Raw genomic sequence first — 21932 nt, forward strand, 5'->3', positions numbered from 1 at the left:
CGCTCCGTTTTTTGCGTTACCGCCCCTTGCGGGGGTGTTCGTCTTCTTCAGGAGCGTCACATGTCGGGATACCTCACGCGCGAACTCCAGGTCGAACTCGGCGGCCATGCCTACCGGCTGCAAGCACTGAAGGATCTGCAGCAGTACGACGATCCCGATCAAGTCGCCGAACGCGCCGGCATCTCCTCGGCGCAGTGGAGCCTGTTCGGTCATCTGTGGCCGGCCGGTCGCGTGCTGGCCGATCACATGTGCGCCTTCGAGATCGACGGCAAGCGCATCCTCGAACTGGGCTGCGGACTGGGCCTGTCGAGCCTCGTGCTGAGCCGCCGCGGCGCCGACATCACCGCCAGCGACTATCATCCGCTGGCCGCCGAGTTCCTGGACATCAACAGCCGCGGCAACCGTCTACCGGATATCGCATTCCACGCGCTGGACTGGCCGGTGCCCGCTCCGGAACTGGGCCTGTTCGACGTCATCATCGGCAGCGACATCCTGTACGAAGCCCAGCATGTGCCGCAGCTGGCCGAGGTGCTGGCGCGACACGCCAAGCCGTGCGCGGAGATCGTCATCACCGATCCGGGCCGCGGCAACGCCAACCGGCTCTCGCGCATGCTGATCGAACAAGGCTACGCGCTGGAAGTGCAGCGCATGGGCTTTGAACCGAACGAAACCGCGCCATACCGCGGCCGTCTGATGACCTGGCGACGTTACTGAGGCGGTGCGGCCGCCAAATTCTCCGGCGCGTCCACCATGTTCAGCCGATAACGCAGGATGTCCGCATAGTTGCGGATGCGATGCACATAGCGCACCGGCTCCAGGCCACGCGCATAGCCATGCGGCAGGTGGCGGTAATAGCGCGGTTCGCTGAGCAGCGGGAACACCTTGCTGACGTCGGCCCAGCGCCCCGAATGCTTGCCCAGCCGCTTGGTCAGTCGACGCGCATCACGCACGTGACCGAGGCCGACGTTGTAGGCCGCCAGCGCGAACCAGATGCGATCCTGCTTACGGATGCCCGGCCCGAGCCGATGACGCAGTCGCGCCAGATAACGCGCGCCGCCGCGGATGCTGGCGGCCGGATCGAGTCGGTTCTTCACGCCCAACGCATCGGCCGTGTTGCGCGTCAGCATCATCATGCCGCGCACGCCGGAGGAGCTGACGGCATCCGGGTTCCAGTGCGATTCCTGATAGGCCTGCGCCGCCAGGATCAGCGGTGGCAGGTCGTAGGCATCCGCCGCCTGCAGAAAGAGCCCGGCATAGTCGGGATACACGTTCTCGATGCGGCGCACGTAGGTGCGGGTATCGACGTAATCGAATACCGAGGCCAGGCCGTAGTAGTGCGCCATCAGGTGCTCGAGATGGCCGCTGTCGCGATATCCGTCCATCCAGCCGTCCATCGCCCGGCGCAGGTCGTCGGAGCCGCTCGGCACCACCCACGCCAACGACTGCGGCTCGCTGAGATCGAAGGCGATCACCAGATTCGGGAAATAGCGTCGGTTGATGGCGACGATATCGGAATCGGCCACCGTGCAGTCGAGTTTGCCGGCCCACACCTTGCGCAGCAGCTGCTCGGTGCCGTCGGTCGCGTTCACGCGCCAATGCAGCTTCGGGTGCGTCTTCCTCAATGCCTGCAGTCGCGCCACGTAGCTGCTGTCGGCGACGACTTCCAGATCGACGCCGGCCAGTGCCTCGACCGAATCCGGATCGGGGCCACCGCGTCGGCACACCACCTGCTGCGTGACCTGCTGGTAGTCGGGACCGAAATCGAACCGACGGTCGCGCTGCGGCGTGCGCGTCAGGCCCGCCGCGATCATGTCGCCTTCGCCGTTGGCCAGCGCCTGCAACAACTCGGCGACCGAATGCTTGAACACGAACTTCGGCTTCACCCCGAGCGAATGCGCGAACTCCGTCGCCAACGTGTACTCGACGCCCTGCGGAAGATCATTGCGGCCGATGTAGTAGGTGGTCGGCGCATTGCGCGTCAGCACGATCAGCGTGCCGCGCTTGCGGATATCGGCCAGACGGCCGGGCTTCGATCCGCATCCGGCGCACAGCACCGCACACGCAAGCACGAACGCCAGACCCGTGCGAATACCTCTGCGACCGCATACCTGCCTGTACTGCATGCATGCCCCCTGTCGGTGCCTGCGCTGCACGATACCCGAATCGCAACGCCGACGTCGTGCGACGCATCCCACGCCGCGCAAACGCATCAGAAGATCGATTGCCCACTGAGCGCGGCAAAGCGCTCCAGCGCCAGGCTGCCGGCCATCGAGTTTCCGCGTCCGTCCAGACCCGGCGACCACACGCACAGACTGAACTGACCCGGCATCACCGCGACGATGCCGCCGCCGACGCCGCTCTTGGCCGGCAGGCCGACGCTGTAGGCAAACGCACCCACGGCATCGTAGGTGCCGCTGGTCAGCATCAGCGAGTTGATGGCCTTGGCCTGGCTCGACGAGATCACCGCGCCGTCCGAGTTGATGCCGTGCCGCGCCAGATACATGAAGGACCGCGCCAGCTCGGCGCAGCTCATCGACAGCGCACAGTGGTGGAAATAGGCGTCCAGCACTTGGTCGGGATGATTCTCCAGATTGCCGAAACTCTTCAGGAAATACGCCAGCGCCGCGTTGCGGTAACCCAGCCGCGCCTCGGAATCGGCCACGCGCAGGTCGTAGTCGATGTCGCTCGCGCCGCTCAGCCGCCGCGCGAACTCACGCAGCGCCGCCTTGGCGTCGCCCAGATGCGAGAGCACAATGTCGGTCACCACCAGCGCACCGGCGTTGATGAACGGATTGCGCGGAATGCCGTTCTCGAACTCCAACTGCACCAGCGAATTGAACGCCGTGCCCGACGGCTCGCGGCCGACCCGACGCCACAGCTGCGCATCCGCCGTACGCATGGCCTGGGTCAGCGTGAACACCTTGGAGATGCTCTGGATCGAGAAGCGCTCGTCGGCATCGCCCACGCTGGCATAGCCACCGTCGACGTCGCAGATCGCCATGCCGAACTTGCGCTCGTCGACACAGGCGAGCTGCGGAATGTAGTCGGCGATGCGCCCCTGCGGCAGGGTCGGCGCGATTTCCTCGTGAATCTGGTCGAGTATGGACTGGTACGACACGTGCGGCCTTCAACGCATTCGGCAATCCGGCGATGCTAACGCGGACACGAGGTCCGCCGCACGCGACCCGGACACATCGCGTTTCCGCCCTCGTCCCGCCATCGACAGGCCCGACCCGCGTATTCCACTGTGCGCTCTTTCCATCACGCAGGCTTTCCGACCATGCCCACACCGCCACACCTCCGTCGCATGCGCCTCGACGACGCCGCGGAAATACGGCAGCTGAACGTACAGCTTGGCTATCCCGACCCTCTCGTCGCCGTGCGTCGCAGGATGCAGGCGCTGCTGGATTCCGAGCGCCACTTCCTGCTCGTCGCGGAAGACGGCGACGGCGCGCTTGTGGGATGGATCGCCGCCGAACGCCGGTTCTTGCTGACCAGCGACGAACGCGTGGAACTGATCGGCCTCGTGGTCGACGAGCGCGTGCGCCGTCAGCGCGTCGGCCACGCGCTGGTCGCTTCGGCAGAGCGCTGGTGTGCGGCATGCGGTCTGGACACGGTATTCCTGCGCTCCAACGCGGCGCGCGAGGCGTCCCATCCGTTCTACGAGCGCCTGGGCTACGAACGCATCAAGACCCAGCACGCCTACCGCCGCCGGTTCGATGCGCAGCGTTAGCCGTCGCGATCGCGCAGCACGATCCACAGGCCGCCGTAGATGATGAACAGCGGCCACCATAGATGCCAGCGCACGTCCATCAGGAACATCGCGCCGATGGTGGCGATGGTCAACGCGCTGAGCAGATGCCGTCCGACCGTGCCGTCGAAACGTCCGACATGGCGGTAACGCGTGATCGCCTGCGTCAATGGACCGACGGCCGCGACCAGGATGAACAACGCCCACCAGTTGGGAATCTGCATCCACGGCATCTCGATGCCGAGATTGCGCAGCAGGAAGAACACGCCGATGGCGATCACGATCAGACCCGCCACCACGTTCTGCGGAGCTCGGGGAGCGGGCTTGTTGGCGTCGTCGTTCAAGGCGAAAACTCCGAAGGGGACACGATCAAGCCTAGAGCTGGCGTCACGCGCCGACAAGTGACGGATGTCAGGCCCGATTCAATCGCTGCACGCGGCCTGCGCGGCCGGCGCCTGCACCGGCGCGGCATCCCGCAGGGTCGGCGCGACCGCGATCGCGCGCAGTCGGTCCAGCGCTTCGGTACACGCCGATGCCTCGCGGAACAGCCGCGCTTGCACCGCCCGCGCAGCGCGCGGTTTCAAACGACGCAGCGTCTCGCTCACGGGCATGTTCCGCAACGCGTATACGAAAGCCCGGATGGCAAGTTGACGCCGCGTGGGTGCATGCCCGACGCTTGGGCGATCCGCAGTCAAGGGAATCCCACGCATGACCGACACCGCGCCGACCGGCGAATCCACCATCCTCGGCCACCCGCGCGGCCTGATGACGCTGTTCTTCGTCGAGATGTGGGAGCGCTTCAGCTACTACGGCATGCGCGCCCTGCTGATTCTCTTCATGACCGCGGCCATCACGAAAGGCGGCATGGCGATGGACGACGCCACGGCGACGGCCATCTACGGCCTCTACACCGCCGGCGTGTACCTGACCTCGTTGCCCGGCGGCTGGATCGCCGACCGCCTGCTCGGTGCGCAGCGCACGGTGTGGTACGGCGGCCTGATCATCGCCGCCGGTCACTTCACGCTGGCCATTCCCAGCCATACGACCTTCTTCCTCGGACTGGTGTTGATCGTGCTCGGCACCGGCCTGCTCAAGCCCAACGCCAGCTCCATGGTCGGCGACTTGTACCCGGAAGGCGGAAGCCGACGCGACGCCGGCTTCTCGTTGTACTACATGGGCATCAATCTGGGCGGTTTCCTGGGACCGATCATCTGCGGTCTGCTGGGACAGCAACTCAACTGGCATTACGGATTCGCCGCCGCTGGCGTGGGCATGGTGCTCGGCCTGATCCAGTACCGCCTGACCCGGCGCAGTCTCGGCCAGGCGGGCGCGCACGCGCTGCCCGTGCATGACGATGCCGGCCGTCAGCAGCGGTTCCTGAAAAATGCCTGGAAAGTGCTGTGGCTCGGCGTCGCCGCCGTCGTCGTCGTCGTCGGACTCGGTTATGCCGGCATCGTCACCTACGCGCCGGTCCCGCTGGCACTGTGGTCGGGACTGTTCATCCTGCTGCTGGGACTGGGCTTCCTGGCGTGGTTGTTCGTGTACGGCAAGCTGAGCACGGTCGAAAAGAAGCGCCTCGCCGCGCTGACCATCCTGTTCCTGGTGCAGGTGCTGTTCTGGGCCGGTTACGAACAGGCAGGCTCCAACTTCAACCTGTTCGCCGAACGCTACACCGACTTGCAGGTGTTCGGCTATGCCTTCCCGGCGGCCTGGTTCCAGAGCGAAAACTCGCTCCTGATCCTGTTGCTGGCGCCTTTCTTCGCCTGGTTCTGGGTGTGGCTCGGCCGACGCAAGCTGGACCCGTCCACGCCAATGAAATTCGCCCTGGGCATGCTGTTCATCGGCGTCGGCTTTCTGGTCATGATGGGCGCGGCCTGGATCGTCGTCGCCGGTCACAAGGTGCTACCGACCTGGCTGGCGCTGACCTACTTGCTGCACACCGTCGGCGAGCTGTGCCTGAGTCCGGTCGGTCTGTCGGCCACCACGAAACTGTCGCCGCGCCGCTACGCCAGCCGCCTCATGGGCACGTGGTTCCTGTTCATGGCGCTGGGCGACCTGCTGGCCGGACTGATCGCCGGCCGCTTCAGCGCGCACGACGTCGGCGAGATGCCGCGCATCTACCTGACCATCGCCGCGATCTCGATCGGCGTCGGCGTGGTGCTGGCGCTGTTCAGCCGCCTCATCAAGCGGCGGCTGATCGGCGAAGAAGTGCGTATCGCCAGCGGCGGTCACTGAGCGGCGAATCGGTCCACGGCGCGACACGGATGGGGTCCGCACGACCTGTCGCGGAAAGACTGCATGGCGGACGTCGTCCGCCTGCGCGCCGTGTGGTTGCGTCGCGAAGATGCCTACCTTCTGGTTCGCGCAGGACCGACTTCATCGACCGCAAGCCCGCTAGAAGAAGCGCGTGTATTCCTCCAACGGCAAACGCTGGATGTCCGGCACTCGGCAGTCCTCGGCCGGGTGTCCGACCACCAGCAGCAGGTACGCCATCTCGTTGCGCGGCCGCTGCAGAATCTCGTTGAGGAAACCCATCGGGCTGGGCGTGTGCGTCAACGTCGCCAATCCGGCCTGGTGCAACGCGGCGATCAACAGGCCCGTGGCCAGACCGACCGACTCGTGCGGGTAATAACGCTTCTCCTTCTGGCCTTCCGCATCCAGTGCGAAGCGTTCGTAGAACACGGCGATCAACCACGGCGCCACGTCCAGAAACGGCTTGTCGGCATCGGTGCCGAGCGGCGCCAGCGCCTGCAGCCAGGCCTCCGGCGCGCGATGCTCGTAGAAGCTGCGTTCCTCGGCCTCGGCCGCTTCGCGGATGCGGTGCTTGATCGCGCGATCGCTGACCGCCACGAACCGCCACGGCTGCTGGTTGGCGCCGCTGGGCGCGGTACCCGCGGCGCGCAGACACTGCTCGATGACGGCGCGCGGCACCGGCGTGGACGCGAAGTCGCGCACCGTGCGCCGCTGCGCCATGCTGTGCGCAAACGCGGCCGCCCGCTGCTCGCGCTCGGCATCGGTCATCGGTTCGCGCGCAGGCAGCGCGACGGTGGCGTACGGTTTGGCGTTCATGGCGTTTCTATGCGGACGTGAGGCGCTCATGGTAGCGCCATGAGGCGGGATCGCGCGCCGTGCTCAGAAGATCTCGGCCACGCAGCAACGCAGGCTGCCGCCCGCCTTTTCGATCTCGTCCAGCGCCACCGCGCCGATGCGAACATCCAGCGCTTCCAACTGCGCGCACTGCGCGGACGAGAGACTATCCGCGGCCGTGGCGCTCATCCACACGCGATGCGGATCGAGCGTGATGGCGTTCGCGGCAAAACGGGCCTTCTGTTGCGGATCGAGCAGCACGGTCGCGCCGGCATAGGCGCGCTCGATCGCCTCGGCGGCCGCCGCGTCGGCAAAGCCATCCGGCGCCAGCAGCATGCCGCGGCCGGCCAGCGAGGCCATCAGCACGTTGGCGTGATACTCGCCCTCGGCCAGATCGAAGCAAAACATCAGGTCGAGACCGAAAGCCGCCTGCATCGCCGCGGCGCCGGCTTCGCTGCAACGCTCGCCGAGACCGCAGAAACCCACGTTGCGCGCATGGTCGATCACCAGCGAGCCGGTCAGTTCGGCCACCGGCTGCGACGGGCCGGAGAGGTCGATCTCCTCGTAGTCGAGCACGTCGCGAAAGAAACCGCGAATGTCCGCACGCTCCGCCTCGCGACGACGCACCGCGTGGCGCATGCGGCCGACGATCAGCGCGCCGGGTCGCGTGGCGAAGACGTTGTTCGGGAATACCGCGTCCGGCGTTTCGGCGGCACCGGGAAACGTGAACACCGGAACGTCCGCGCGCAAGGCCTCGGCCAGATCGGCATGCTGGCGCAGCGCACGCTGCGGATCGACCGCCTCCTGCATGCGCATGTAGACGTTGTCCTGCGCCGACTCCTCGGCCAGCGCGAACCGCGACGGCGCAACCAGAAACGCGGCCCGTGCCGTCGTTCGACGCGATGCGGTGTAGGGCAAGGCCGCAAAGGCGTGCAGGAAGGTCTCGGGATCGCGCGTCATCATGTCGGCAGCCGCAACAAGAAAGCCTCACTCTACGCGCCGAATCCGACCGTGTGAACGTCTTGCACGCGCACGCCCGCACCTTGCCGTGCATGTGCCGGACTGCGATGCTCGACCGAGCAGGCCGAGGTCGTCAGCGCCTGCCGGAGGGGGAGGCTCCGAGACATCGGAACCGCAACGACAACGCACCGCAAGATGCTCATCGGGGGAAAGACCTTGAACGGGTACCTGGACGTTCTCAAGAAGTACTTCGTCTTCGACGGTCGCGCGCGGCGCATGGAATACTGGATGTTCCAGCTGTTCAACACGATCGCCTACATCGTGCTCTTCTTGCTCGCCATGCTGCTGGGCATGCACACCAACCGGCACGGTCTCAATCTGCTCACGGGTCTGTACGCGCTGGCTGTGTTCCTGCCGTCGCTCGGCGTCACGGTGCGTCGGCTGCACGATACCGGGCGGAGCGGATGGTGGATTCTGATCGGCCTGATTCCGATCATCGGCGGCATCGTGCTGCTGGTGTTCATGGTGCTCGACAGCGCGCCGGCCAACGAATACGGCCCGAACCCGAAGCAGATTTCCGCCTGACCATCGGTCGACAACGACATGACAAAGGGCGCGCCCGGTGACGGACGCGCCCTTTTCGCATGCTTGCCATCGAGACGGTGCGGCGATCTCAGGTGAACGGTACGCCGTAGGCGTCCTGCTCCACCGTGCACACTTCCACGATCACCCAGATGTAGACCGCCAGCAGCGGAACGATCAACCAGCCCAGCAACAGGCTGACCAGCAACTGCGCCACCCCGCGTCCCGCATAGCCGGCATAGAAATTGTGGATGCCCAGACCACCCAGGAACACGCCGAACAGGACATAGGCGACGCGGCTCTTGCCGATGGTCGTGGTGCTCCCCTGCACCGGCGGCGCCACGCCCGCGCTCGCCGTCGCCGCCTGCGGCGGCATGCGCCCGGCGACCGAGGCACCGCATTTCACGCAGACCACGGCATGGTCGGCCACTTCGCTACCGCAATGACTGCAAAACATCGCACTCCCCCTGTATCGCTTCGATAAAGACGCCTGCGCGCAGGCGCAGGAGACCCTGCGAGTGTAATCCAAGCACGCACCGTTCGGCGCACCTAGCCGCGTCAACGCGATGGCAGGTAATGCGTCGGATCGACCGGCTTGCCGTCCTTGCGGACCTGGAATTCCAGCTCGTTGCGCGATGCGCCGGTGGAACCCATCTCGGCGATGACCTGCCCCGCGCGCACGCGCTCGCCTTCGCGCACCAGGCGTTTGCGATTGTGGCCATAGGCGGACAGGTAGGTGTCGTTGTGCTTGATGATGATCAGTTCGCCGTAACCGACCAGGCCATTGCCGCTGTAGACCACCACGCCGTCGGCAGCCGCGCGCACCGGATCGCCAGCCTTGCCCGCGATTTCGATGCCGGGGATCGGGTCGGACGGGTTGAAAGCATTGATGATCGCGCCGTCGGCCGGCCAGCGCCAAGCGACGCCGCCGGTGCTGCGGGACGGCGCGGATGGCACGGCCGCGGCCGACACCGGCGCGCGATCCGGCGGCGTGACCTCGCCCGCCACCGGAATGGTGGTACTGACGGCGCGCGCGGCCTCCGGCGCCGGTGTGGCGGGAACCGCTGCATGCGTCGGCGGATGCGGTACCGGCGGCTTCGCCGAACTCGGCGGCGTCACCGGCTGAAAGACCGGTCGGCTGGGTACACCGGCCACGCGCGGCGGCGACGTCAGCCGCAGGCGACGACCGGGATGGATCACGTACGGTGCGGGGATGCCGTTCCAGCGCGCCAGGTCGCGGAAATCCACACCCGCGCGGAAAGCGATGCTGTAAAGCGTGTCGCCGCGCACCACGGTGTAGTGCGAGTCCGTCATCGGACCGCTGGCATGCACCGGCACGCCGCGGGCGTCGGTCTGCGGACCGGGCGTGGACTCGATCACGACCGAGTGGTGCGGCACCACGCACGCGGTCAGCAGGCAGGCGACGAGAAGACTGGCGACGACATTCCTGAGCATGGCGATCAGCATAGCCGGGCGCACGATCAATTTCATCGTGCCAACAGCCACCAGACCACCAGTCCCGCCAGCAAGATCAGCGCGGCCCAACCGATGCGTTCGATATGGCGATGCAGGATGTCCTCGGCGCGCTTGCCGAACAAACGGATCAGCAACGCCAGCAGATACACGCGCTTGCCACGGCCGAGCGCCATGCACAGCAGAAACGGAATCAACGGCACGCCGACGATGCCCGAAGCCCAGGTGATGAACTTCATCGGCACCACCGGTTGCAGCGCGGCCAACAGCAGCACCAGCATCATGCCCCAGAAGTGCGTGGTCATCTGCGCACGCAGGCTGGTCACGCCATGCTCGATCGACGCCAGCAGATGCAGATCGGCCAGCAGCGGCCGTAGCGCCTCGAACGCGTAGTGGCCCAGCGCGTAACCGACCAGCGAACCGAGCAACGAGAAAATCAGGCTGACGCTGGCAAAGCGGAACGCGCGTTCGGGCTTGGCCAACGCCATCGGCGCCAGCATCACCTCGGGCATGATCGGAAAAATGAACGCCTCGATAAAGCTGAGACCGGCCAGATAGCGTTCCGCGTGCGGGTGCTTCGACCAACGCAGCGCACGCTCGTACAGGGGACCGAAAAGTCGCATCAGTGCGGAAACTCCTGCGCAAGCCGGGTCGACCGGCGCCTATGTGCGGCCATTCAGACCAATCCGCCCAGCAGGGGCACGAAGCTGACCTGGCCCAGATCCTCGGGCAGGACCTCGCCGGTCTGCGCGTCGCGGGTCAGACGCAGCAGCGTCTGCGCGCCGCTCGGCCCGACCGGCGCCACCAGCACGCCGCCCGGCGCCAGTTGGTCGAACAGCCCCTGCGGAATGCCCTCGCCCGCGGCGGTAAGGATGATCGCGTCGAACGGCGCTTCCTCGGGCCAGCCGAGGTTGCCGTCGTCATGCTTGGAGCGCAGGTTCTCGATGCCCAGCTGACGGAAGCGGCGACGCGCCTTGCGCAGCAGCTCCTCGATGCGTTCGACAGTGTGGATCTGCGGCACCAGCGACGCCAGCACCGCGGCCTGATAGCCGGAGCCGGTGCCGATCTCCAGCACGCGCTGCGGCACGCCGCGTTCGATCAGCGCCTCGGTCATGCGCGCCACCACCCACGGCTGCGAGATGGTCTGGCCGTGGCCGATCGGCAGTGCCGTGTTCTCGTAGGCGCGCGAGGCCAGCGCCTCGTCGATGAACAGATGACGCGGCAGGCGACGAATCGCGTCGAGCACGCGCAGATCCTTGATGCCCTCCTCGCGCAGATGCGCGACCAGACGATCGCGCGCGCGCTGCGAGGTCAGTCCTTCGCCACGCAGAGCCGAAGCCGAAAGGGCATGCGTCTTCATGCGGCGTCCTCGCCGTGCAGCTCGTGGCTCATCGCGCCGACCCAGCCGCTAACCTTGTCCAGCGCCTGGAAGCGGGTCAGATCGGTATGAATCGGCGTCACCGACACGTAGCCGCGGCTGACCGCGTTGAAGTCGGTGCCCGGACTGTCGTCGTCGACCTCGCCGGCCGGGCCGATCCACCACACCGGCCGTCCGCGCGGATCTTCCTGGCGAATGCACGGCGCCGACGGATGCCGCTTGCCCAGACGCGTGACCTCGAAGCCGCGGATCTCCGACCACGGCCGATCCGGCACGTTGACGTTGAGAATGGTGTCGGCCGGCAGCGGGTCCTTCAGCAGGTGCTGCACCAGAATCAGCACGGCGCGCGCCGCCGATTCGTAATGCTGCCCGCGATGGTCCTCGCTGACCAGCGACACGGCGATCGCCGGCAGGCCGAGAAAACGCCCTTCCATCGCCGCGGAGACCGTGCCCGAATAGATCACGTCGTCGCCGAGGTTGGCGGAATTGTTGATGCCCGACACCACGATGTCCGGCTGCGTGTCGAGCAGGCCCGACAGTGCCAGATGCACGCAATCGGTCGGCGTGCCGGCCACGCGGTGGTAGCCGTTCTCCATGGTCAACACGCGGATCGGCTGGTCCAGCGTCAGCGAGTTGCTGGCCCCCGAACGGTCGCGGTCGGGCGCGACCACGGTGACTTCGCCCAGGGCGGAAAGGCGCTCGGCCAGGACATGGATGCCCGGTGCATCCACGCCGTCGTCATTGCTAACTAGAACTCGCATCGGGGACCATCTTGAAGCGGAGAAACCGGCGCCCAGCGGCACCGGGGAACAGCCTCGCATTCTAGCCGATTCAGGCCCGACCTGCCCCGCGCTAGGATAGGCCCATGTCCCGCCGCGCCCCGCCCGAGCCGAGCACCGACGACATCGCGCTGTTCCGCGATGCGGTCGGTCCCGTGCGTCGCATCGAAGCCGAGCCGCCGGTGCCCGAGAAACCGCGTCCCCGCCCGCGGGCGCACATGCGCGAGGCGGACGAAGCCGCCGTGGCCGGCGACCTGCTGCGTGCCGATTACGACCCGGCGCTGATCGAAATCGGTGAGGAGCTGAGCTACCTGCGCGAAGGCCACTCGCCGAAGCTGCTGCGTCGGCTCAAGCGCGGCCAGTTCAGCATCCAGGGCGAGATCGACCTGCACCACATGAATGCCGAGGCGGCCCGCGCCAGCATCTTGGACCTGCTGGACGAAGCCCACGCCGAAGGCTGGCGCTGCGTGCGCATCGTGCACGGCAAGGGCCTGCGCTCACGGCCGGGCGGACCGGTCCTAAAGGGTCTGACCGACCGCCTGCTGCGACGCCGCAGCGACGTGCTGGCGTTCGCTTCGGCCCGTCCCGCCCAGGGCGGCACCGGGGCCGTCGTCGTCCTGCTGCGCTGACCCGCAACGGCGCCGATGGCGCCGCGATGCATCCATGCCCCTTTTCGTCACGTATAGACCATGGGCGGCATTCTTTTTGCGTTGCCAGCAAATGTGAAATGCATCACACATACAGACATGACCCAACCAAGCCCCGCGGAGCCGTTTCTTCCCGATAAACATATGATCTGGAATGGATTCTGCTTGAATCGACTACCCACAGAAAGCGTTTACACATGACTTCCGCAACCTTCCCCGCAGCAACGACACAACCTGTCGATACCGTCACAAAAAAAGCATCCACGCAAACACGCTGCACCGAAATCCTGCAGCGCCTGCTGCAGGAACAGCCTGCCGTAGGCAATGCCGTGATGGCGACCGTCGACGGCCGCGCATACGCCAGCGGCAATCCGAACCAGGAAGTCGCCAAGGCGCCACGGGTGGCGGCCATCACCAGCTCGCTGCTCGGACTGGCCGAGTCCTTCAGCCGTGAGTCCCTGCAAAGCACCGCCTCGTACAACAGCATCGCCACCGAGCACGGCACGATCGTGCTGGTGCGCGTGCCGTCCAATCACAAGACCCACGCCCTGTGCCTGTGGACCGACCGTTCGGAAACCTTCGCCATGACCCTGCGCCACGCGCTGGACACGGCCTCCAAACTGGCCGCCGTGCTCGACGACGGTGCCTGACCCCAAGGCGGGCCTGCCCGCAACCCATACCCACAACCCACAACAAGGAAACTGAAAACCATGGCAAAGATCACACTCGATGCGCTGCGCGAAATCGACGGCTACCTGGCTGGCGCTCTGGTCGACGCCGACAGCGGCATGCTGCTGGCCGGCGATGGCAACGCCGTCGATCTGGAAGTCGCCGCTGCGGGCAATACCGAAGTGGTGCGCGCCAAGCGCAAGGTCGCGGCTGCACTGCAGCTCAACGACACCATCGAGGACATCCTCATCAACCTGTCCAAGCAGTACCACCTGATCCGCCCGCTGGAAAGCAACCAGAACCTCTTCCTGTACGTGGTTCTGGACCGCAGCAAGTCCAACCTCGCCATGGCTCGTCACGAACTGCGCGCCTTCGAGAAGACGCTGGACTTCTCCTGATCGCGCGCCCGGCCGCCATGGATGGCGGCCGTTCCTCTCCCCCTCCCCCATTGGAGCTGGACGCATGCGCTTCGACATCCGTATCGCCGCACTCAGTCAGGCGTTCGAGCAACGCCTGCGCATCGCGGCTTCCCTTCTCGGTGCGTACAAGATCAACATGCAGGTCGATGCCTGGAACGGCACGCGTTGTCATCTCCTGATCGCCGCCGGCGATGATCTGTACGGCCAGAAAGCCCTCGACATCGCCCACCGTCGCGGCACCGCCGTGCTCGCCGTCGGCGCAGCGGTCAACGACGCCGAGTATCCCGTCATCGGTCGTGATGCGGCGGCCGTGGACATCGCGCGCCGCATGCGCGAACTGCTGAAACCGACGACCTTTGCGCCAACCGCGAAACCCGATGACGCAGCCACGGCGCTGCATGCGCTGTTCGATGGCGCATGGCGCCATCGCCCGGTGGACGTGTTGCTGGACCGACGCGTCGTCTATCTGCGCCCGCAGACCGGCCGCATTTTCGCGGCCACGCACTCGGACCTGCTGGCGATTCAGCAGGCGCTGGCGGAAGACTCCGGCGAACTCGGCCTGCGTGCGCCGGAAGCGCTGCCGGAACACGCCATTTCTTCGAGCCTGGAAGCCTACCTGCTGCACATCGCGCACGCCGCGAACGAAAAACTGCCGCCCTATCCGGACGGCCGCTATCACTTGAAGGCCTGGCCCGACCTGGGCAGCGTGCCCGCGCTACGCGACGCGATGGCGGTGGTCGCACGTCTGACCCAGGGACCGACCTCGCCGAGCGAGCTGGAAACCGCCTTGAACGGGAGTCCCGCCGCGTCGCTGATCCGACCCTCGCTGTGGGCGTTCTCTGCTGCGGGACTGCTGCAAGCGGATGCCGTCGCACCGCAGACCGCGCCTCGTCCCGTCGCCGATGCCCGCAAGCAGGGCATCTGGGCGAGCATCGCCCGTCACTTCGGACTGAAACGATGAACCATTTTTCCCGCACACACCTCGATACGGAACACGATCATGTTTGATGGCATGGTGAAAATCGTCCTCGCCGGTCCGGTCGGCGCTGGCAAGACCACCACGCTGCGCTCGCTGTCCGATGACGAACCGGTCTCCACCGAAATGCCGTTGACCGACGGGCCGATGGGCGAGAAGACCACCACGACCGTGGCGCTGGATTTCTCCACGGTCATGCTCGACGACGGCACGCCGCTGCAGATGTTCGGCCTGCCCGGGCAGGATCACTTCGCACACATGCGCCCGATCATTCTGCAAGGTGCGCTGGGCGTGATCGTGCTGCTGGCGGCCGATCAGCCGGACATCCTGACGATGTGCAGCGAGTGGCTCGATGCCATCCAGAGCATCACCCCGGACACCCCGATCGCCATCGGCATCACCCGCAGCGACCAGGCGCGCGACTTCCGCATGGACGCCCTGCGCGCCTTGCTGGCCGAGCGCAAGACGACCCTGCCGGTGTTCACCATCGACGCCCGCGACCGCGAGCAGGCGCAGCAGCTGGTGCGGGCGCTGGTTTACAGCTTCGCTTGACGGAATCGGGTTGTGGCGACGGTTTCGCGCCCGTCGCCCGATCGCCTCGACAACGCCATGGCCATCTTCCGCACACGGCGCTTCACGCGCTGTAAGCGCATCAGCGCATGAATCGACAAGTCGATGCGGCGCATTTGCGCGAACCGCATGTCGATGGAAATGCGCCGGAGACGGGTCCTTGCCAGAGGCAAGTTATGGCCCGAACGATAACCTGACGCACCCGCCTCCAAAGCCCGCTATGCTGGCCGACGATGCGCCCTTTCGACGCATCGAACCTGCCGTGGGGGAACGGTACCGATCGGGAACGGGCGCGATGCGCCGCACCGCGACGTACCGACAAATCGACATTCCGTCGCGAACGCACGCTTGCGGCATCACACATCCACTGGGGAGCCATGTATGTCGACCTACAAATGGTTTTGTCTCGCGCTGCGCGTGCTGGGCGCGTGGAGCGTCTACTACAGCCTCGGCGACTTCGTGGCGGAGTTCAACGAGATCAAGGGATTCTATTCCCCCGGCTACACGACGCCGTTCGGCTTCTTCCTGCAGGGCATCACCCACCTGGCCGTCGGTTTGCTGCTGATGCGCTACGCGCCATTGATCGCGCGCTTCGCCTATCCGAAGAAGACGCCCGCGCGAACGATGCCGCGCGAGGATGCAGACGCGATCTGAAGCGCTCCCGAGCGGTGTTTCAGACGGTGCGCGCCAGTTCGCGCACGACCACCGTCGCGTAGCTGCCGGCCGGCAATGCGAAGCGCAGTTGCAGCGAGGCATCGTCGAGCCACGCCCAGCTGAGCTGCTGCGGCATCAGGCGCAGAGCGCGACGTTCCTGGTCCATGCCCGCGGCGATCAGACCGGCGACGAGCTCCGGCTCGGCGTCGCCGACCTCGCGCTCACGCGCGCCGGCGGCGCCCGCGGTCGGCGGCTCGCCCTTGCCCCACAGCGGGCCGGACGGATGAATGTCGCCGCGCTGCAGACGATCGGCCAGCGTGTCGTCGAACGGCTCCGGACCGAACCACGAGCGCGAGCCGGCCAGCGCCCAGACCTCGCCGTCCAGCGGAGAGTCCCAGCAGGCGTCGGCGACGCGGCCGGCGAGCACGCGATTGAACAGTTCCGAACGCGCGGCCGAAAGCAGCAGCGAGCGGGTGCGCTTGTCCACGCGCTGGCCGGCGAACATCGCGCGTGCGCGGTCGACGTTGGCGCCGCCGCGACCGAAGCGCTGATCGCCGAAGTAATTGGGCACGCCGCGCTCGGCCATGGCGCTCAGCACGCGTTCGGCGGCGTCGCGGTCGCCCTGCACGTTGCGCAGGGTCAGCACGAAACGGTTGCCGGACAGTGCGCCGCGCTTGAGCTTGCGCCGGTGGCGCGTGCTGTCGAGGATGCGCACGCCCTCGTGCGGAAACGCCGCCCAGTCCGGTTCGGCACGACCGGCCAGATGCACCGAGATCGCCTGGCGCGTCACGGCATGCCGATCCTTGAGACCGGCGAAACCGACGCCCACCGGCGAGATGTCCGCGAAGCGCGCCAACTCGCGCACCACCCACTGCGTGTCGTGACCGCGCTTCTCCACCGTCAGCAGCGCATGCTCGCCCTCGCCGTCCGCCGCATAACCGAGGATTTCCTCGACCACGAAATCTTCGGGCGCGGCGCGTAGCCGGCCGGTCAGCGGCGGGCCGCCGTGGGCGTGGGGGAGTTCGTGATCGGATGACGTCATGGCAGGAAACGAGTCGTTGTTGAAAAGTGCATCGGACGCACGGCGCAACGCGGCAAGTACCGCTCGCGGCCCGCGCGTCTCAGTGCAACAGGAAGATGGAGGCCAGCCCCAGGAAGATGAAGAAGCCGCCGCTGTCGGTCATGAAGACCAGGAAGATGTTCGAGCCCATCGCCGGATCGCGGTCCAGACGCAGCATCAGCATCGGAATGCCCACGCCCATCACCGCCGCCAGCATCTGTTCCAGCACCATGGCCACGGTCATCACCAGACCGAGCGGAATGTCGTGGTACATCAGCGCCACCACCGCGCCGATCACGCCGCCCCAGATCAGACCGTTGAAGAAGGCGACGCCGAGCTCCTTGCGCCACAGACGCCAGATCGCGTTGAGACCGACCTGGTCCGTGGCGATCGCGCGCACGATCTTGATGATGGTCTGGTTGCCCGAACTGCCGCCGATGCTGGCGACGATAGGCATCAGCGTGGCCAGCACCACCAGCTTCTCGATGGAGCCCTGGAACAGGCCGATCACGCGCGAGGCCAGGAACGCCGTGACCAGGTTGATCGCCAGCCACGACCAGCGGTTGCGCACCGAGGCCCAGACCGAGGCGAAGATGTCTTCTTCCTGGCGCAGACCGGCGCGACCGAGCGCCTCGGACTCGCTCTCCTCGCGGATGCGGTCGACCATGACGTCGATGGTCAGGCGGCCGATCAGGCGCCCGCCGCCATCAACGACCGGCGCGGAAATCAAGTCGTAGCGCTCGAACGCCTGCGCCGCATCGTCGGCGTCGTCGGTCGGCAGGAAGGTGTTGACGTCGCGCGCCATCACCTCGCCGACGCTCTTGTCCGGCGAATTGACCACCAGCCACTTCAGCGGCAGCACGCCGGTCAGCACGCTGTCGTGGTTGATGACGAAAATCTTGTCGGTCTGCTCCGGCAACTCGTCGAAGCGGCGCAGGTAACGCAGCACGACTTCCAGCGTCACGTCCTCGCGGATCGTGACCATCTCGAAGTCCATCAGCGCGCCGACCTGGTCCTCGTCGTAGGACAGCGCCGACTGCACCTGCTCGCGCTGCTGCGGGTCGAGGCTGGCCATCAGCTCGGGCAGGACCTCCGGCGGCAGGTCCTCGACCAGATCGGCCAGTTCGTCCGAATCCAGCGGCTCGATAGCGGCGAGAATCTCGCCCTCGTCCATGTCCGCGATCAGGCTTTCGCGCACCGCGTCGGAGACTTCCAGCAGGATGTCGCCGTCGCGGTCGGCCTTCACGCGCTGCCACACGACCAGACGGTCTTCCAGCGGCAGGGCTTCGAGAATGTAGGCGATATCGGCCGGATGCAGACCGTCGAGACAGCGCTGCAGTTCGGCACGATTCTGCCGCTGCATCAGGTTCTCGACGCGCTTGTGTTCGCCGCCGTGACGGCGCAGCAGTTCCTCAGCCTGACGCTGACGCTGCAGCAAATCGTTGATCTGCGCGAACTGCTCCTGCAGGCGGCTCTGCGGCTTGCGAGTTTCGACTTCGCTCATGACACGCTCCGTCCCCGAGGGCGGAGCGCGCCTTCGGAGTTACCGGGTCAAGGTGAACGTTACGTTCAAACTGGGAGGTTGACTGGGTACGTCCATAACGGTGAGTTCCGACGTTGTGCCGGTGAATCCGCACATGATACCAGCAGCGTCCCGGCTTGGGGCGCGCGTTTGCGGACGCGGCCGGGAATCAGTCCAGCGATTCCAGCAGGACAACGGCCAGCGCGGCGATGCCCTCGCCGCGGCCGGTCAGGCCCAGGCGTTCGGTGGTCGTGGCCTTGACGCTGATGCGGGACGCATCGACGTTCAGATCCAGCGCGAGGTTGGCGCGCATGGCGTCGGCGTGCGGGCCGATCTTGGGACGTTCGCAGACGACCGTGATGTCGGCATTGCCCACGCGATACCCGCGCGCCTCGATCATGCCGGCAACGGCGCCGAGGAAATCGCGGCTGTCGGCGTCCTTCCACTGCGGGTCGGACGGCGGGAAGTGTCGGCCGATATCGCCCAGCGCCAGCGCGCCGAGCAAGGCGTCGCATAGGGCATGGATCACCACGTCGCCGTCCGAGTGGGCGGCCACGCCGTGGGTGTGCGCGATGCGTTCGCCGCCCAGCATCAGATGGTCGCCGGGAGCAAAGGCGTGCACGTCGAAGCCCTGTCCAATCCGCATCGTCGAACTCCGTGCGCTACCGCGTGCGCGGCAGCAGAAACTCGGCCAGCGCCAGGTCGGCGCGGGTGGTGATCTTGAGATTGTCCTCGCTGCCCTCGACCAACAGCGGCGTGACCCCAGCGCGCTCCATCGCCATGGCTTCGTCGGTGATCGCCACGCCGTCGGCCAGCGCCTGCGCCAGCGCGCGATCGAGCGCGCCACGACGGAACATCTGCGGCGTGAAGGCGCGCCAGCGACCTTCGCGAGGCTCCGTGCCGGTGCTGCAGCCGTGGGCGTCGGCGCGCTTGAGCGTGTCGCGCAGCGGTGCGCCAAGCAGGCCGCCGTCGGCCTGCGTGACGCGCACGACGAGCTGCTCGATGTCGCTCGCGCGCACGCAGGGACGCGCGGCGTCATGCACCAGCACGAAGTCATCCGCGGTTACCGTGTCCGGCAACGCGCGCACGCCGGCCAGCACCGAATGCGCGCGTTCGTCGCCGCCGATGGCGGTACGCACGGGCTTGCCGTCCATGCTGTCGATGCCGACCCAGGCGCTGTCGCCCTCGGCCAGCACCACCATCAGACCGGCGATGCGCGGATGCGCCGCCAGTCGCTCCAGCGTGCGCAGGATCAGCGGCTGTCCGGCCAGCGGCATGTACTGCTTGGGCACTTCGCTGCCGAAGCGGCGACCGTGTCCGGCCGCCGGCACCACGCACCAGAAAGCGCGCTCAGCGGTCATGGCTGCTGCTCGCCGATGCCGGCTCGACCACCTGATAGAAGGTCTCGCCGGGCTTGATGAGGCCCAGTTCGGACCGCGCGCGCGACTCGACGGCCTGACCGTTGTGCTTGAGGTCCTTCACGTCGGCCTCCAGCGCCTGATTGCGGCGCGTGAGCTGTGTGTTTTCCTCGCGCTGCGCGGCCACACTGGCACGCAGCGCGTGCACTTCGCGAATACCGTCGGCGCCGATCCACAGCTTCCACTGCAGGACCAGCAGCAGTCCGATCAGCAGCAGTCCGATCCAGCGCAGCATGGCAGCGGCCCGCGTCCCGTCATGCGTCCGGGAAGGACGACAGGTTCGGGAACGCGTCGCGTCCAGCGTAGCGCGCCGCATCACCCAACTGTTCCTCGATGCGCAGCAGCTGGTTGTACTTGGCGACGCGATCGCTGCGCGACAGCGAACCGGTCTTGATCTGCGTGGCCGTCGTCGCCACCGCGATGTCGGCGATGGTGGTGTCCTCGGTCTCGCCGGAACGATGCGAGATCACCGCCGCGTACTTGGCCGCATCGGCCATCGCGATGGTCTCCAGGGTCTCGCTGAGCGTACCGATCTGGTTGACCTTGATGAGGATGGCGTTGGCGATGCCATCGTCGATACCCTTGCGGAAGATCTTCGGGTTGGTCACGAAATTGTCGTCGCCGACCAGCTGGATGCGGCTGCCCAGACGCTCGGTCAGCGCCTTCCAGCCGGCGTTGTCCTGCTCGGCCATGCCGTCCTCGATGGTCAGGATCGGGTACTTGTCGCACCAGCCGGCCAGCACGTCGATGAAGCCGGCCGAATCGTAGGCCTTGCCCTCGCCCGCCAGATCGTACTTGCCGTCCTTGTAGAACTCGGACGAGGCCGCGTCCAGACCCAGCCAGACGTCGCCGCCGGCGTTGTAGCCGGCCTTGCCGATGGCTTCGAGAATGGTCTCGATGGCTTCCTCGTTGGAGCGCAGGTCCGGCGCGAAGCCGCCCTCGTCGCCCACGGTGGTGTGCAGGCTGCGGCCCTTCAGCACGCTCTTCAGTGCATGAAAGATTTCCGCGCCGGCGCGCAATGCTTCGCGGAAGCTCGGCAGGCCCACCGGCATGACCATGAATTCCTGCACGTCGACGTTGTTGTCGGCGTGCGCGCCGCCGTTGATGATGTTCATCATCGGCACCGGCAACTGTACGGAGCGACCGCCAGCCAGGTATTGCCACAGCGGCACGCCGCGCGAGGCCGCGACCGCATGCGCGGCGGCCATCGACACGCCGAGCAGCGCGTTGGCGCCCAGCTTGCCCTTGTTGTCGGTGCCGTCGAGCGCGATCAGCTTCGCATCCAGCCCCCTCTGATCGGCGGCATCGAAACCCTTCAGGGCATCGACGATGACCGTGTTGACGTTGCCGACGGCCCGGGTGACGCCCTTGCCGAGGTAGCGGCCCTTGTCGCCGTCGCGCAGCTCGACGGCTTCGCGGGTGCCGGTCGAGGCGCCGGACGGCACCGCGGCGCGGCCGGTGCTGCCGTCGGCCAGCGTGACGTCGGCTTCGAGGGTGGGATTGCCGCGCGAATCGAGGATTTCGCGGGCGTGGATGCGTTGGATGACTGTGCTCATGGTTTCCTGTCAGCTAGCTTGCGGTCAGACCGATGATGAGTAGAAGGACGATCAGCAGGCACACCGCGCCGTTCAGGCACAGACCGGTGATCCCGAGCGCACGACGGCGCGCTGTCTGCACCGTGGCGGCGATGCCGAGGCCGAGACCGACCAAGGCGAAGATGCCGATGAGGATGACGAACAGACCGAGCATGATTGTCTGCGGGTCATCTTCGCCAGGCGATACGCCACCGTTGTTGACGTTGATGGCCACCGCCATGAAGAACATGACAATCAGCAGCAGCATGTCGAGCAGACCCAGCACGAAGGATGCGATGCCGAGGCCTGACTGGCTGCGCGGTTCGGCGGGCGGTGCAATCGGCGGTGGCTGGATGGCGATGCTTTCGTTCATGTAACACTCTCCCCCCTGGTGTTCCGATGTCGATTCGATC

The 21932-nt window shown here is 66.6% G+C and carries 28 protein-coding genes; 10 read left to right on the top strand and 18 right to left on the bottom strand.

Annotation, left to right across the window (positions count from 1 at the left end; all coding sequences use genetic code 11):
• The first annotated feature begins 60 nt into the window (after nt 1-60).
• A complete protein-coding gene (locus LF63_RS09195; RefSeq protein WP_043101205.1) occupies nt 61-714 on the top strand; it encodes a class I SAM-dependent methyltransferase in 654 nt (217 codons plus the stop codon).
• Here the strand turns inward: LF63_RS09195 and mltF are convergent.
• Nucleotides 708-2123 (bottom strand): membrane-bound lytic murein transglycosylase MltF, encoded by a 1416-nt coding sequence (mltF, locus tag LF63_RS09200; RefSeq protein ID WP_052394902.1) that lies wholly within the window; start codon nt 2121-2123, stop codon nt 708-710. The two genes, LF63_RS09195 and mltF, sit on opposite strands and share 7 nt — an antisense overlap.
• An 86-nt stretch (nt 2124-2209) precedes the next feature.
• On the bottom strand, nt 2210-3118 hold the full coding sequence (locus LF63_RS09205; RefSeq protein ID WP_043101208.1) for a glutaminase: 909 nt from the start codon (nt 3116-3118) through the stop codon (nt 2210-2212).
• Between the two features lie 189 nt (nt 3119-3307).
• Here LF63_RS09205 and LF63_RS09210 point away from each other — a divergent pair, with 189 nt between their 5' ends.
• Nucleotides 3308-3733, top strand: coding sequence for a GNAT family N-acetyltransferase (locus LF63_RS09210; RefSeq protein WP_043101211.1), 426 nt, complete (start codon nt 3308-3310; stop codon nt 3731-3733).
• Here the strand turns inward: LF63_RS09210 and LF63_RS09215 are convergent.
• Both LF63_RS09215 and LF63_RS09220 read right to left on the bottom strand, forming a co-directional pair.
• Entirely contained in the window at nt 3730-4095 is a 366-nt protein-coding gene (locus LF63_RS09215; protein ID WP_043101214.1) for a LiaF transmembrane domain-containing protein, read from the bottom strand. The two genes, LF63_RS09210 and LF63_RS09215, sit on opposite strands and share 4 nt — an antisense overlap.
• Before the next feature lie 78 nt (nt 4096-4173).
• The gene (locus tag LF63_RS09220) at nt 4174-4356 is read right to left on the bottom strand and encodes a hypothetical protein (RefSeq protein WP_152569306.1); all 183 of its coding nucleotides are present in this window, start codon (nt 4354-4356) and stop codon (nt 4174-4176) included.
• Nucleotides 4357-4459: 103 nt separating this feature from the next.
• Here LF63_RS09220 and LF63_RS09225 point away from each other — a divergent pair, with 103 nt between their 5' ends.
• Nucleotides 4460-5986: a peptide MFS transporter gene (locus tag LF63_RS09225; RefSeq protein ID WP_043101220.1), complete on the top strand. Its 1527-nt coding sequence runs from the start codon at nt 4460-4462 to the stop codon at nt 5984-5986.
• A gap of 159 nt (nt 5987-6145) precedes the next feature.
• Here LF63_RS09225 and LF63_RS09230 read toward each other — a convergent pair whose 3' ends face one another.
• Nucleotides 6146-6820, bottom strand: a complete 675-nt coding sequence (locus tag LF63_RS09230; RefSeq protein WP_052394904.1) for a nitroreductase family protein — start codon at nt 6818-6820, stop codon at nt 6146-6148.
• Nucleotides 6821-6883: 63 nt separating this feature from the next.
• A complete protein-coding gene (locus LF63_RS09235; protein ID WP_043101222.1) occupies nt 6884-7801 on the bottom strand; it encodes an arginine deiminase-related protein in 918 nt (305 codons plus the stop codon).
• A 213-nt stretch (nt 7802-8014) separates the two neighbouring features.
• Here LF63_RS09235 and LF63_RS09240 point away from each other — a divergent pair, with 213 nt between their 5' ends.
• Nucleotides 8015-8383 carry a DUF805 domain-containing protein gene (locus LF63_RS09240; RefSeq protein WP_043103565.1) on the top strand — a complete coding sequence of 123 codons (369 nt, stop codon included), beginning with the start codon at nt 8015-8017 and terminating at the stop codon, nt 8381-8383.
• A gap of 88 nt (nt 8384-8471) precedes the next feature.
• Here LF63_RS09240 and LF63_RS15265 read toward each other — a convergent pair whose 3' ends face one another.
• The 5 genes from LF63_RS15265 to surE all read right to left on the bottom strand — a co-directional run bounded on the left by LF63_RS15265 (nt 8472) and on the right by surE (nt 11992).
• Nucleotides 8472-8837 (bottom strand): zinc-ribbon domain and TM2 domain-containing protein, encoded by a 366-nt coding sequence (locus tag LF63_RS15265; protein WP_052394905.1) that lies wholly within the window; start codon nt 8835-8837, stop codon nt 8472-8474.
• A 101-nt stretch (nt 8838-8938) separates the two neighbouring features.
• Nucleotides 8939-9871 carry a peptidoglycan DD-metalloendopeptidase family protein gene (locus LF63_RS09250; RefSeq protein WP_043101226.1) on the bottom strand — a complete coding sequence of 311 codons (933 nt, stop codon included), beginning with the start codon at nt 9869-9871 and terminating at the stop codon, nt 8939-8941.
• Complete coding sequence (locus LF63_RS09255; RefSeq protein ID WP_043101228.1) at nt 9868-10476, bottom strand: YqaA family protein; 609 nt, start codon at nt 10474-10476, stop codon at nt 9868-9870. The genes LF63_RS09250 and LF63_RS09255 overlap by 4 nt, the downstream gene beginning before the upstream one ends.
• Nucleotides 10477-10529: 53 nt before the next feature.
• Nucleotides 10530-11213, bottom strand: a complete 684-nt coding sequence (locus LF63_RS09260) for a protein-L-isoaspartate(D-aspartate) O-methyltransferase (RefSeq protein ID WP_043101230.1) — start codon at nt 11211-11213, stop codon at nt 10530-10532.
• Nucleotides 11210-11992: a 5'/3'-nucleotidase SurE gene (gene surE, locus LF63_RS09265; RefSeq protein WP_043101233.1), complete on the bottom strand. Its 783-nt coding sequence runs from the start codon at nt 11990-11992 to the stop codon at nt 11210-11212. The genes LF63_RS09260 and surE overlap by 4 nt, the downstream gene beginning before the upstream one ends.
• A 104-nt stretch (nt 11993-12096) precedes the next feature.
• On the opposite strand from surE, the gene LF63_RS09270 reads away from it, so the two are divergent.
• The 6 genes from LF63_RS09270 (at nt 12097) to LF63_RS09295 (ending at nt 15945) form a co-directional block, all read left to right on the top strand.
• Nucleotides 12097-12639 (top strand): Smr/MutS family protein, encoded by a 543-nt coding sequence (locus tag LF63_RS09270; protein WP_043101235.1) that lies wholly within the window; start codon nt 12097-12099, stop codon nt 12637-12639.
• Nucleotides 12640-12854: 215 nt separating this feature from the next.
• A complete protein-coding gene (locus tag LF63_RS09275) occupies nt 12855-13307 on the top strand; it encodes a roadblock/LC7 domain-containing protein (protein WP_152569307.1) in 453 nt (150 codons plus the stop codon).
• A 60-nt stretch (nt 13308-13367) separates the two neighbouring features.
• Complete coding sequence (locus LF63_RS09280) at nt 13368-13724, top strand: hypothetical protein (protein ID WP_043101241.1); 357 nt, start codon at nt 13368-13370, stop codon at nt 13722-13724.
• Nucleotides 13725-13788: 64 nt separating this feature from the next.
• Nucleotides 13789-14706, top strand: coding sequence for a hypothetical protein (locus LF63_RS09285; protein WP_043101244.1), 918 nt, complete (start codon nt 13789-13791; stop codon nt 14704-14706).
• A 39-nt stretch (nt 14707-14745) separates the two neighbouring features.
• Entirely contained in the window at nt 14746-15273 is a 528-nt protein-coding gene (locus tag LF63_RS09290; protein ID WP_043101246.1) for a GTP-binding protein, read from the top strand.
• A 399-nt stretch (nt 15274-15672) separates the two neighbouring features.
• Nucleotides 15673-15945, top strand: coding sequence for a hypothetical protein (locus LF63_RS09295; protein WP_043101248.1), 273 nt, complete (start codon nt 15673-15675; stop codon nt 15943-15945).
• A gap of 19 nt (nt 15946-15964) precedes the next feature.
• Here LF63_RS09295 and truD read toward each other — a convergent pair whose 3' ends face one another.
• The 7 genes from truD to LF63_RS09330 all read right to left on the bottom strand — a co-directional run bounded on the left by truD (nt 15965) and on the right by LF63_RS09330 (nt 21892).
• Complete coding sequence (gene truD / locus LF63_RS09300) at nt 15965-16987, bottom strand: tRNA pseudouridine(13) synthase TruD (RefSeq protein WP_043101251.1); 1023 nt, start codon at nt 16985-16987, stop codon at nt 15965-15967.
• A gap of 79 nt (nt 16988-17066) precedes the next feature.
• Complete coding sequence (gene mgtE / locus LF63_RS09305) at nt 17067-18509, bottom strand: magnesium transporter (protein WP_043101254.1); 1443 nt, start codon at nt 18507-18509, stop codon at nt 17067-17069.
• A gap of 187 nt (nt 18510-18696) precedes the next feature.
• The gene (ispF, locus tag LF63_RS09310; protein WP_043101258.1) at nt 18697-19173 is read right to left on the bottom strand and encodes a 2-C-methyl-D-erythritol 2,4-cyclodiphosphate synthase; all 477 of its coding nucleotides are present in this window, start codon (nt 19171-19173) and stop codon (nt 18697-18699) included.
• A 16-nt stretch (nt 19174-19189) separates the two neighbouring features.
• Nucleotides 19190-19888 (bottom strand): 2-C-methyl-D-erythritol 4-phosphate cytidylyltransferase, encoded by a 699-nt coding sequence (ispD, locus tag LF63_RS09315; RefSeq protein ID WP_043101260.1) that lies wholly within the window; start codon nt 19886-19888, stop codon nt 19190-19192.
• The gene (gene ftsB / locus LF63_RS09320; protein ID WP_043101262.1) at nt 19878-20180 is read right to left on the bottom strand and encodes a cell division protein FtsB; all 303 of its coding nucleotides are present in this window, start codon (nt 20178-20180) and stop codon (nt 19878-19880) included. The genes ispD and ftsB overlap by 11 nt, the downstream gene beginning before the upstream one ends.
• 19 nt (nt 20181-20199) lie before the next feature.
• Nucleotides 20200-21501: a phosphopyruvate hydratase gene (gene eno / locus LF63_RS09325; protein ID WP_043101263.1), complete on the bottom strand. Its 1302-nt coding sequence runs from the start codon at nt 21499-21501 to the stop codon at nt 20200-20202.
• A gap of 13 nt (nt 21502-21514) precedes the next feature.
• Nucleotides 21515-21892, bottom strand: coding sequence for a hypothetical protein (locus tag LF63_RS09330; RefSeq protein WP_043101264.1), 378 nt, complete (start codon nt 21890-21892; stop codon nt 21515-21517).
• Nucleotides 21893-21932 lie beyond the last annotated feature (40 nt).

Source organism: Oleiagrimonas soli (assembly GCF_000761445.1).
In the GTDB taxonomy this organism is placed as follows: domain Bacteria; phylum Pseudomonadota; class Gammaproteobacteria; order Xanthomonadales; family Rhodanobacteraceae; genus Oleiagrimonas; species Oleiagrimonas soli.